At 58.7% G+C, this 11,724-nt stretch carries 7 protein-coding genes; 5 read left to right on the top strand and 2 right to left on the bottom strand.

Features of this window, described 5'->3' with window-relative positions; translation table 11 throughout:
* Nucleotides 1-10: 10 nt before the first annotated feature.
* Nucleotides 11-391, bottom strand: a complete 381-nt coding sequence (locus tag PQG80_RS14245; RefSeq protein WP_271752035.1) for a helix-turn-helix domain-containing protein — start codon at nt 389-391, stop codon at nt 11-13.
* A gap of 129 nt (nt 392-520) precedes the next feature.
* On the bottom strand, nt 521-868 hold the full coding sequence (locus PQG80_RS14240; RefSeq protein WP_271752034.1) for a hypothetical protein: 348 nt from the start codon (nt 866-868) through the stop codon (nt 521-523).
* Between the two features lie 184 nt (nt 869-1,052).
* Between PQG80_RS14240 and PQG80_RS14235 the strand changes: the two genes are divergently transcribed.
* From PQG80_RS14235 to PQG80_RS14215, 5 genes are all read left to right on the top strand, one after another.
* Nucleotides 1,053-3,566: an EAL domain-containing protein gene (locus tag PQG80_RS14235; RefSeq protein WP_271752033.1), complete on the top strand. Its 2,514-nt coding sequence runs from the start codon at nt 1,053-1,055 to the stop codon at nt 3,564-3,566.
* Nucleotides 3,567-3,599: 33 nt separating this feature from the next.
* Nucleotides 3,600-6,875, top strand: a complete 3,276-nt coding sequence (locus PQG80_RS14230) for a response regulator (RefSeq protein ID WP_271752032.1) — start codon at nt 3,600-3,602, stop codon at nt 6,873-6,875.
* Nucleotides 6,872-7,735 carry a CheR family methyltransferase gene (locus tag PQG80_RS14225; protein WP_271752031.1) on the top strand — a complete coding sequence of 288 codons (864 nt, stop codon included), beginning with the start codon at nt 6,872-6,874 and terminating at the stop codon, nt 7,733-7,735. Before PQG80_RS14230 ends, PQG80_RS14225 begins: the two co-directional genes overlap by 4 nt.
* A 221-nt stretch (nt 7,736-7,956) precedes the next feature.
* Complete coding sequence (locus PQG80_RS14220) at nt 7,957-10,020, top strand: EAL domain-containing protein (RefSeq protein WP_271752030.1); 2,064 nt, start codon at nt 7,957-7,959, stop codon at nt 10,018-10,020.
* Nucleotides 10,007-11,704 carry a sensor domain-containing protein gene (locus tag PQG80_RS14215; RefSeq protein WP_271752029.1) on the top strand — a complete coding sequence of 566 codons (1,698 nt, stop codon included), beginning with the start codon at nt 10,007-10,009 and terminating at the stop codon, nt 11,702-11,704. Before PQG80_RS14220 ends, PQG80_RS14215 begins: the two co-directional genes overlap by 14 nt.
* Nucleotides 11,705-11,724: the final 20 nt, after the last annotated feature.

The raw sequence follows: 11,724 nt of genomic DNA, 5'->3' as shown, positions 1-11,724 counted from the left end.
TCCGGGTCCGTCAGGATGACTGTTCTTCAGAAGGGTTGCGTTTGTTTTTGACCAAGATCGATTCAATGAATTCGCGGATGGTCTGCAGCTCGTGCTCGTCGAGCTCGGCGCCGTTCCAGTGGAACGCGCCCGCTCCTGCGCGAGTTTGGGCGGAGTGCGAGGAAGCCAAGAGCAGCTGCTCCTCGACGTCCGTGATGCCGATCAAGTAGTCGGCGGTCGTCCGGAGAGAATAGGCAAGTTTGGAGACGACGGCCAGCTGCGGCTCGCGGTTGCCGTTTTCGTAGCCGGAGATCGTCGTCTTGGCCACGCCGACTTCCGCGCCGAGCTGCTCCATGGTGAATCCCCGTTTTTTTCTGATAAGCTTGAGTCGATTTCCGAATGCTTTTGTCATAATTTCCTCCAGGAAATAATTGAAAATAGGACCAATATCCTTTAAACTAAAAAATAGGTACGCGAAATGAATACTTTTTTCCTAGTTCATATTATAACACACGTCGTTTTAGGGGTAAAAAAGGGATAATTATACTTGTACGCCATATTCGTAGCAATTCTCTCCGATTTTAGCGTGCCATATGATTTTTCCTTGAAGCCAGAGCGGATAACGGGGAATACGGCTTTTAAAATCGAGCCAGAGATGCGGCTTGTTCGGCAGGTTGAGCGGCGAGATGAATTGAAATTCGCCCCGTCCGATCGCCGTCACCTGGACCGGCGTACTGCCCGCGTTCACCTTAATGCGGTTGATCGCGAGGATGGTCATATCGGCTTCCAGCGGAAGCGCCAAGGACGCTCGATCGGGGGAAGCGACCGGTCTCGATCTCTTGCCCGTGACCGGCCGCGCTCTTCTTCGCCCCGTTCGCGGTGTATGCATAGCGTGATCCCTGCCTCTCTATAGGAGACATTATAGGCCAGGGCTCGCCGGAATCCAATCCGCCGTGCTTCTTATTACGCGTCGGGCACGCTTGGGGAAATCATTCCTAGTCGGCCGGCGGGCGCGTACCCTCAAAGGATGCAAGCGATTACATACCAAACTGAGTAGGGTGGGAAGCTTCTCGATGACGGACCCCTTCGTGAATATATTGCTGGTGGACGACAGGCCGGAAAATTTGTTGGCGCTCGAGGCGATCGTCGAGCAGAAGGACTACCGGATCGTCAAAGCGACGTCGGGAGAAGAGGCGCTGGCCCATCTCTTGCGTTACGACTTCGCGACGATCCTGCTGGATGTCCAGATGCCCGGCATCGACGGGTTCGCGACGGCCAAGATCATCAAGGCGCGTGAGCGGACCAAAAACATTCCGATTCTGTTCATCACGGCCAACAACATGGACGCCGAGCACATTTTTAAAGGATACGCCCTCGGCGCCGTCGATTATATTCTGAAGCCGATCGATCCTTTTATCTTGAAGGCCAAGGTAGCGGGCTTCGTCGACCTGTACAAGATGAGCCTGCGGCTCGCGGAGCAGGCCGAAGCGCTGCTCGAGAAGGCGAGGGAATTGGAGAAGGCGAATGCCGAGCTCACCGCCATGACGGAGGATCTGCGCGAATCCGAGGCGCTGGCGGGCGTGATCAACGAGACCTCCATCGACTCGATGATCGTGATGGACGAGCTGGGCGTCGTGCTCAAGGTGAATCCGGCCGTCCGGTCCATGTTCCAGTGGACCGAGGAAGACATGCGGGGCCGGAACGTCCGCATGCTGTTCGCGGAGGGCGAAGCCCGCGACTACGTCGGCGGCATGCTCGAATCGGCCGGCGGCATCGGCTATCACAACCTTAGAGAGGCGACCGCCGTCCGAAGGGACGGCACGGCATTCCCGGCGGAGGTACAGATCGGCAGGCGCTACGTCGCGAATAAAGCGATCGTCGCCTGCACGATCCGGGATATTACGGCCAAGAAAGAGGCGCAGGAGCTCATCACCCACATGGCCTACCATGACGGCCTGACGGACCTGCCGAACAGAAGGCTGTTCAACGATCGGCTCCATGAGCAGCTGAACCGGTGCAAGCGCCATAACAAGCCGCTCGCCCTGCTGTATCTGGACCTGGATCTCTTTAAAAACATCAACGATTCGCTCGGGCACCATACGGGAGACCGGCTGCTCCAGGAGGTCGCGAAGCGATTGGTCGGCAGCGTGCGCGACGGGGATGTCGTCGCCAGAGTCGGCGGGGATGAATTCATCCTGCTGCTGCCCGAGACGAATCGGGAGACGGCGATCGAGGTCGCCGAGACGATCATGGAGCGCTGCAAGGCGCCGTACGCCATCGATCATTACGAATTGTACTTCACGGCCAGCATCGGGATGAGCGTCTTTCCGTTCGACGGGGAAGACGCGCCCGTATTGATGAAGAACGCGGATGCGGCGCTGTACCGCGCGAAGGAGCAGGGCAAGAACAAGCTGAAGGTGTTCCACAGCGGCATGAATATACAGTCCTACAGGGCGTTCGTGCTGCAGCACGATCTCCGCAAGTCGATCGAACGCTCGGAGCTCTCCTTGTTCTACCAGCCTCGCGTCGACGTGGACACGGGAACCGTCACGAGCGTCGAAGCGTTGCTGCGCTGGCGCCACCCGAGCTGGGGGATGATCCTGCCGTCCGAGTTCATTCCCCTCGCCGAGGAGAGCGGCCAGATCGTCGAGATCGAGAATTGGGTGCTGAGAACCGCCTGCCTTCAATGCAAGCAATGGAACGCGTCCGGCCTGATGCCCGTACGGATCGCCATCAACTTTTCCGCGCAGCAATTCTGGCAGAAGGATCTGCCGGACAAGATCAAATCCGCGATCGCGGAGGCGGGCATTCGTCCGTCGGAGCTTGAGATCGAGATTACGGAATCCACGCTCCTTCGGCACGAGGAGGGCATCACGGCCGTGCTCGAGCAAATTCGCAAAATGGGCGTTAAGATCAGCATCGATGACTTCGGCGTGGGGTATTCCTCATTGAATTATTTGCGCAAGTATCCGCTGGACACGCTGAAGATCGATAAATCATTTATTCAGGATATCTCCTCGAAGTCGCCGGGGAGCATCGCGCTGGTATCCTCCATCCTAACGCTGGCGGAGAGCCTGAACATGTCCGTCATCGCCGAGGGCGTAGAGACGGAGGAGCAGCTCGACGTGCTCAAGAAGGAGCGGTGCAGGGTCATACAAGGGTACCTGTTCTGCCCGCCGGTTCCGCCCGAGGAGCTCGAGGCGCTGCTGCCGAGAAAAGAAGCGGGAGACTCGCGCGAAGCGTCGGAGAAGACGCCTCCCGTCCGCCCGGGCCTCCATAGCAGGCCGGAGAGCGTACCGCTGACGGAGACCGGCAGAACGGATCAGAACCAGGCGATTCTCCAGGTCGCCATATTCAGGACCAAGGAGCAGTACGATATCTCGTCGCGCGAGACGGAGGTCTTCCAGCTGATCGTGGAAGGCCTGAGCAATAAAGAAATCTCGGAAAAGTTGTTCATAAGCGAGCACACGGTTAAAAATCATATCACCCGCATTTTTCAAAAATTGAACGTCACCGACCGCATGCAGGCGATGTCCTTTGTCTATCAGGCCTGTATGGAAGAGAGCCAGAAGCGGCTGGCCCAATAACGGGAAACCCAATCGAGAGTGGGACTGCGGAACATGAAAATTAAGACGAAGCTGCTCGTGGGGCTCAGCCTTTTGATGGTTGCCTTCCTTATACTCGCCGTTGCGGGCTGGTTCCAAAATGCCATGGTCAATCGCGTAAGCGGACAGCTTGAGCGGAATTATGAGCTCGCCTCCCTCTCCGGCGAGGTACAGCGTCAGATGAAGGACAAGGCTATCGCGCTGCGGAATATGCTGCTCCAATCGGAGCCGGAAGAAGTACGCGCGCAAAAGGATACCGTGGCGGCCTTGTCGCAATCGATCATGGACAATCTGGGGCGCCTGGACCGGCTCTCCGTCAGCTCGGAGCAGCGGCAGCTGTTCGGCGATCTGGAGCAAATCAATCAAAGCTACAACGATTATGCGGAAGAAGTGATCCGGCTTGTGGATCAAGGAAACAAGGCGGAAGCCATCCGCTTCGTGAAGGATAACGGCAAGCAAATGCAAGAGGATTCTTTTCGCGCGATATCCGGAATCACCGGCACGCTGGACGGCGGCATGAAAAGTTCGCTGAACATCATGGACCGCGATCTTCAACGTCAGCTGCTCGGCGCCGGTCTCGTGTCCCTGTTCGCGATCGCGATCGGGCTCGTCTATGCGTCCCGCAATCTCTGGGCCGTGGCCTTCAGGCTGACCAAGGTATCGGGCGCCATGCTAAACGTAGCGAGCGGGAAGTCGAATCTCGATGAGCGGATCGAGATCCGTTCGAACGACGAGATCGACGATGTCGCCCGCGCCTTCAACTACCTAGCGGAATCGCTCGAGGAGCAGATGCAGAGGGAACAGCGCTTAAGCAGGATGAATCAGGAGCAAAGCTGGGTGAAGTCCAACCTCGCCGAGATGACGACCGAGCTGACCGCCATCCACGAGCTGGAGTCGTTCGCCAGTGCTTATCTCTCCAAGCTGATGCCCTTGCTGGGGGGCTGCCAGGCCGCGTTTTATATGAAGCAAGAGAAGGGACCGAATTACAGGCTGCTCGCATCCTATGCCTTTAGAGAGCGGAAGCACCCGATCAACGAATTCGCGCCGGGCGAAGGGCTCGTCGGGCAGGCGGCGCTCGAAAAATCCCCGATCCTGCTGACGAACGTGCCGGCAGACCATGTCCGCGTCCGCTCCGGACTCGGCGAATCGGCGCCCCTGCAGCTGTTCGTGCTGCCGGTTGGTCACGCCGGTACAGTCTACGCGGTGCTCGAGATCGCTTCGTTCGAGCCGTTCAATCCTGCCCAGACGGCGCTCCTGGAGGAGTCCGTCTCCGGTCTGGGCATCCTGCTGGAGAGCGCGCTCGGCAGAATCCGGCTCGCGCGTCTGCTGGAAGAATCGCAGGCCATGTCGGAGGAGCTGCAAGCGCAAGCCGAGGAGCTCCAGTCCCAGCAGGAGGAGCTCAGGGCTTCCAACGAGGAGCTGGAGCAGCAGGCGCAGGCGCTCCGCCAATCGGAAGTGCGCCTGCAATCCCAGCAGGAGGAATTGGAGCAGACCAATACCGAGCTGAGGGAAAAGGCGGGGATTCTGGAGATCCAGAACCAAGAGCTCGAATCGACCAACGAAAAGGTGGAGCGGGCGAGAATCGAGCTGGAAGGAAAGGCGAGGGAGCTTGCCTTAAGCTCGAGGTACAAATCGGAGTTTCTGGCGAATATGTCCCATGAGCTTCGCACGCCGCTCAACAGTCTGCTGATCCTATCGAAGCTGCTCGCGGACAACGCGGAAGGCAATCTGACCGCCAAGCAGGTCGAGTTTTCCAATACGGTCTATTCTTCCGGCTGCGATCTGCTGCGCATCATCAATGACATCCTCGACTTGGCCAAGGTCGAATCGGGGAAAATGCAGGTCAACGCGAGCCGGATTCTGCTCGAGGATCTGATCGCGTTCGCGGACAAGAGCTTCCGTCCGGTCGCGTCGCAAAAAAAGCTGGACTTCAACATCGTGACCAAGGACGGACTGCCCCTCTTCGTGAACAGCGACGAGCAACGGGTGCAGCAGGTGCTTAAAAATCTGTTGTCGAACGCCTTCAAGTTTACCGATAAGGGCTCGGTCACCCTGGAGGTTGGGCCGTGGAGGCCTCGCGATGACCGTTCCGGCGTGTATTTCCGCATCGCGGATACCGGGATCGGCATCCCCAAGGACAAGCAGGCGCTGATTTTCGAAGCCTTTCGGCAGGCGGACGGCACCACGAGCCGCAAGTATGGCGGAACCGGTCTGGGGCTGTCCATTTGCAGGGAGATCACGACCCTTCTCGGAGGGGAGATCGACGTGGAGAGCGAGGAAAGGCGCGGCAGCGCGTTTACGTTCAGAATCCGCGACGCGGCCGTCAATGCGGAGATCAATGCGGATGCCCGTCTCCTCGCCGCGCGCGAGACCGCTGCGGCCCAAGCGGCCGATACGGAGCCGGTGCGGGCCCAGCCACAGGAGGCGCTGGAGGCGGAGGCGGCTCGCGGGCAGGCCGCGGACGCAGACCGTCCGATCAAGCGCATGATGATCGTCGACGACGATGCCCACCAGCGCAATAGCCTGCTCGAGCTCTTCAGGGGCAAGAACGTCGTCATCACCGCCGTCTCGACCGGCGCCGAAGCCGTCGAAGAGCTGAAGGTAAGGTCGTTCGACCTCATGCTGCTCGATCTCGGGCTCGGCGATACGACCGGCTTCGAGCTGCTTAATCGCATGGCATCCCACGGATGGAGCGACCGGACGAAGATCTACATCCATACCGGACGCGACCTCACGGCCAAAGAGGAGATCGAGCTGAAGAAGCTCGCCCATGCCATTATCGTCAAGGACGCCCATTCGCCGCAGCGCTTGCTGGACGAACTGGACCTGTTCCTGCAAGCCGGCCGGGAAGACGGCTTCCCCGCGGCGGGCGGGCAAGCGAAGCGGATGCCGGCAGAAGATCTCGAGGGCAAAAGGGTGCTCCTCGTCGACGACGACGTCCGCAACGTATTCGCGATGTCCAATATCCTGGAGATCCAAGGGATGAAGGTAACCTATGCCATGAACGGGGTCGAGGCGCTCAAGCTGCTGGACGAGGCGCCCCCGTTCGATATCGTGCTCATGGACATCATGATGCCGGAGATGGACGGCTATGAGACGACGCGGAAGCTCAGGGAAAACGAAGCGCTCCGAAGCTTGCCGGTCATCGCGCTGACGGCAAAAGCGATGAAGGAAGACCGCGATAAATGCATCGAGGCCGGTGCGTCGGACTATATCGTCAAGCCGGTCCATCCCGATCGGCTCGTATCGCTCATCCGCGTCTGGCTGCACCCGGAAGAGTCGAAAAGATGAGAGAGCCGAACGAAAAATTTGGACAACCCGGCGCGGAGATCGACGAAGAGCTGGAGCGGATCGAGATCGAGCTGCTGCTGCAGGGCTTGTACCGCTGGTGCGGATACGACTATAGAGGCTATGCGTACAGCTCGATTCGCAGACGCGTCTGGCATCGCGTGCATGCGGAGAGCCTGCCCAGCATCTCCGCGCTGCAGGCGAAGGTTCTTCACGATGCGGCGTGTCTCGGCCGGCTGCTGGCCGACTTCTCGATCAACGTCACGGAAATGTTCCGGGATCCCGCGTTCTTCCTGTGCTTCCGGGAAAACGTCGTACCGCTGCTGCGCACGTACCCGTCGATCCGGATCTGGCACGCCGGCTGCTCGACGGGGGAAGAAGTGTATTCCATGGCCATTCTGCTGCAGGAGGAAGGCTTGTACGACAAGGCCAGAATCTACGCGACGGATATTAATCCCGACGTTCTGAGCGCGGCCAAAGCCGGCGAGTTCCCCCTGGGCAGCATGAGGACGTATACGTCCAATTACCAGAGAGCCGGCGGGAAAAACGCATTCTCCGACTACTACCTTGCGGCGCACGACAAGGTGATCTTCCATCCCTCCCTGTCCAGGAATATCGTGTTCGCCCAGCACAATCTGGTCACGGACGGATCGATTAACGAGTTTCATGTCATCCTGTGCAGGAACGTGATGATCTACTTCAATAAAGCGTTGCAGGAGAAGGTGTTGGAGCTGTTCTATCAGAGTCTGGGCATGCTCGGCTTCATCGGCCTTGGGGATAAGGAGACGATCGCCTATACGTCGCGGAGCGATTGCTATGCGGCCGTCGGACCGGATCAACGATTGTACAGGAAAATCAAATAATCCCAAAAAAGCCGTCCGGAATCGAAAAGCCGGGCGGCTTTTTTTCGCGTCCACGGTCCTGTTCGAACCGGCATAGGAATGCCTTCTCATTTTGATGAAGGACCGGTAATGGGGAACTCCAGGCGATAGGCTCTTCCGCGCGGGTGCTCCATAATGAAAACATGAACCCGCTTAGAACGGGATGGAACGGTGCATGCGATTACCGCGGAGGATAAACCTGAATGGATGTGAGCGCGATGAACGAGGCTGCGGCTATGCTGCCCCCTATAAGACAATTCGAGCGGAACGCGAAGATGCTTTTCGAACGTTATGACGATATCGCGTGGTGGATGGACGTCAACGGCATGATGCTGGGCGGCAACGGGGCCTTCCGGAATTTCTTCGGCAGCGCTGCCCTTGAGTCCGCCGGGTTTTGCTGGGAACGGATGATCGCCCGAAGGGACGTGCGGCGGATCGCCAGGCGTCTCCTCGAAGCGGCAGTAACGGGGCGGGAGCAGCGGCTGGAGGCGCACTGCCTGCATCGCGACGGCCGAGAGGTCCGGCGCCGCATCGCGCTCGTGCCGGTCTATGCCGAAGATACATTGGTCGGACTGTACGGCATGGCCGCCTTGGGCCCGCAGGCCGATGAAACCGATGCAGCCGATAAAGCCGAGGGGCAGGCGGCCTCATCCGCGCCGGTGCGCGAGCAAGCCGAGACGCGCTCTCCGCTGATACGGGAGCTGGGCCTGGCCATCGAACGGAATCAACTGATCGCGAACTATCAGCCCCAGCTTGATATTCGCACGGGCCGGATTCTGGGCGTAGAGGCGCTGCTGCGGTGGCATCACCCCGAGCGCGGCATCGTCTCGCCTTGCGAATTTATCCCGCTTGCGGAAGAGAGCGGGCTGATCATGCCAATCGGGGAATGGGTGCTGAGGACGGCTTGCCTGCAAAACAAAACGTGGCAGAACGACGGGATGGAGCCGCTGGTCGTGTCGGTGAACCTGTCGCCGCGTCAGTTCGAGCAAGACGACATCGTGGAGACGGTCAGACGGGCGCTGGAAGACACGGGTCTCGATCCCCGGTATCTGGAGCTGGAGATTACCGAAGGCATGACGATGGACGTGGAACGGTCGATCGCGACGCTTCGGGAATTGAAGAAGCTCGGAGTTAGAATAAGCGTGGACGACTTCGGCATCGGCTACAGCTCCCTGACCTATTTAAAAAGATTCCCTATCGATACGCTGAAAATCGACCAATCCTTCATCCGGGAGTGCACGGCGGACGAGAACGATGCGATGATCATCAAGACGATTATCTCGATGGCCCATCATCTGAATATGAACGTGATCGCCGAGGGCGTGGAGAAGCCGGAGCAACTGATCTTTCTGCAGCAGCATCTGTGCGACGAAGCGCAGGGTTATCTGTTCAGCAGGCCGCTGCCCGCCGAGGCCTTCCGGCAGGCGTATGGGCAGATCAACAAGATGGTGGCAAGCCTGGGCATCAAGGCGGAGATGACGGATCGGATGTGGATGCAGGAGCAGCTGCGCGCGACGCGGCTGGATCTCGAGACGACGCTGCGCAAGCAGCGGGGATTAACGATGAAATTTAATAAAGTCGACGGAAAATTCATTCATACGTTGTCCGACGGCGAGCTCCTCTATCGGATGGGCTTCTCGCCCGAGCAGATTAACGGCAAAGAACTGCGGGACTTCCTTCCTCCGGCCACGGCGGAACGCATCGAGGCGTTTTACCGTCAAGCATGGCTGGGAGACGACCATGTATCGTACGAAGCGGAGATCAGCGGCATTTGTTTTCTCTCCTCCCTGCGGCCGATCCGCCGGGGCGGCATCGTCGTGGAGGTCATCGGTTCGGCGATCGACATCACGGAAAGAAAGCGGGCCGAGGAGACGCTGAGGCAGGTGTACGCGCGATATCAGCTGATCGCCGAGAACACGACGGATTTGATCGCAGTGTTCGATCCCGCGGGAATTTTGCAATATGCCTCGCCGTCTCACGCGCCTGTCCTGGGATTCGCGATGGAGACGTTCGAAGGCAAGTTGCTGACGGATCTGCTCCACCCGGACGATCGCCTGCACGCGATGGCGTTCTTCTCCGGCATGTTGGAGAAAAAAGAGCCAAGCCACAGCGAGTTCCGGCTGAGACATAGAGACGGAGGCTATCTGTGGGTCGAGTCGGGCTGCACGCCCGTGCTGGGCGGCGACGGCAAGGTCGAGCGCATCATCAGCGTGGGTCGCGATATTAGGCTGAGGAAGCAGGGAGATGGCAACGATGGGCGCATATAACCATAATTACGGGATCTCCTTTCACGCTTTTGACCTGCTCGAGAGCGAACGGGCCGGGCGGACGCTGCAAGAATCGGAGGAGCGCTATCGCAGGCTGGTGGAGCTGTCGCCCGAGGGGATTATCGTTCAAAGGGACGGGATCATCCTCTATGCCAATCCGGCATCTCTGCATTACACAGGCGGCGCGAGTCCGGTCGGCGAGTCCATTTTCGCTTATTTACACCCCGATTATCACGATGTCGTCAGAGAAAGGGCCGTCAAGGCGGAGATCGGACGTGAACTGCCTTTTAGGGAGATGAAGCTGATCCGGCGGGACGGCGAGATCATCGACGTGGAAGTCGGCGCCATGTTCATACCTTACGAGGGCCATCCTGCCACGATGACCATGTTCAGGGATATCTCGGCGCGCAAACGCGTGGAAAAAGCGCTGAGGGACAGCGAAGAGCGCTATCGGCTGCTGGTGGAAAAGTCGCCGGATCCGGTGGTGGTTCATACGAACGGAAAGCTGCGGTACATCAATCAGGCCGGCGTCTCCTTGCTCGGCTTGGCGAATCCGGCCGCATTAATCGGACAATCCGTGCTTGATTTTGTCCATCCCGACGACCGCGGCATGGCGCGGGAACGGATGAAGAGGCTGAAGGCCGAAGGAAGTGCGGAAGCTCTGGTTGAAGAACGTATCGTTCGTCCGGACGGATCGATCATTTACGTAGAAGTGACGGGCATCAGCATTTCTTACGAGGGAGAGCCTTCGGCTCAACTGATCATTCATAACATAACGGCCCGCAAAAAAGCGGAAGAGGCGCTGCAGCGCAGCGAGGAGAAATACCGGTTGATCGCGGAGAACATGCATGACGTGGTCTGCATGTGGGACTTGGACGGCATCGCGACCTATGCCTCGCCTTCAATTCTGTCCGTGCTGGGGTATCCGCCCGAGCATTATGAAGGCAAGCCGGCGCTCGCTTTTGCCCATCCAGACGACAGGATGCAGGCCCCTCAGTCCCTTGCGGAGATGAGACGAATGAAGGAGACGCAAGCGTTCGAGTACCGCTTCGCGCATAAGACGGACGGGTGGAAGTGGCTCGAAGTGAAGGTTACCCCCGTTCTGGACGACAGGGGCAGGATCGGCTACTTTCTCGCGGTTGCCCGCGAGATCGAGGAGCGCAAAAAACTGGAGGCCCAGCTGATCCAGATGGCCTACCACGATACGTTGACGGGACTCCCCAACAGGCGCTCTTTTACCGAACGGCTGCAGAAATCCATAGCGGACGCGAAGCTGAATCGGAGAAGCATGGGGCTCATCTACCTCGACTGCGACAACTTCAAGCAGATTAACGATACGATGGGGCATGATATGGGGGATGCGCTGCTTAAGGGCCTCGCCGATAGACTGATGAATTGCGTTCGCGATCACGGACAAGTGGCGCGCATCGGCGGAGACGAATTCGCGATCGTGCTCCCCGGCATCGAGGGAGTAGAGGAGGCTATCGAGGTGGCGGCCGACGTCTTGCACTCGCTTCAGCGGCCTTGGATTTTCGGTGCGTACCGGTTCAACTCGACCATCAGCCTTGGCATCTCCGTCTATCCCGGGGGGGGCGCGACGGCAGACGACTTAATCAAACAGGCGGATCAGGCGCTGTACGAATCTAAAAAATCGGGCAGAAACCGATATTGCCTGGCCCGCTAGGAGAGAATTGACTTGCCTAA

The sequence above is a fragment of the Cohnella rhizoplanae genome (assembly GCF_948329515.1).
GTDB classification, from domain to species: domain Bacteria; phylum Bacillota; class Bacilli; order Paenibacillales; family Paenibacillaceae; genus Cohnella; species Cohnella rhizoplanae.
This window is presented reverse-complemented; position numbering and strand designations above follow the sequence as displayed.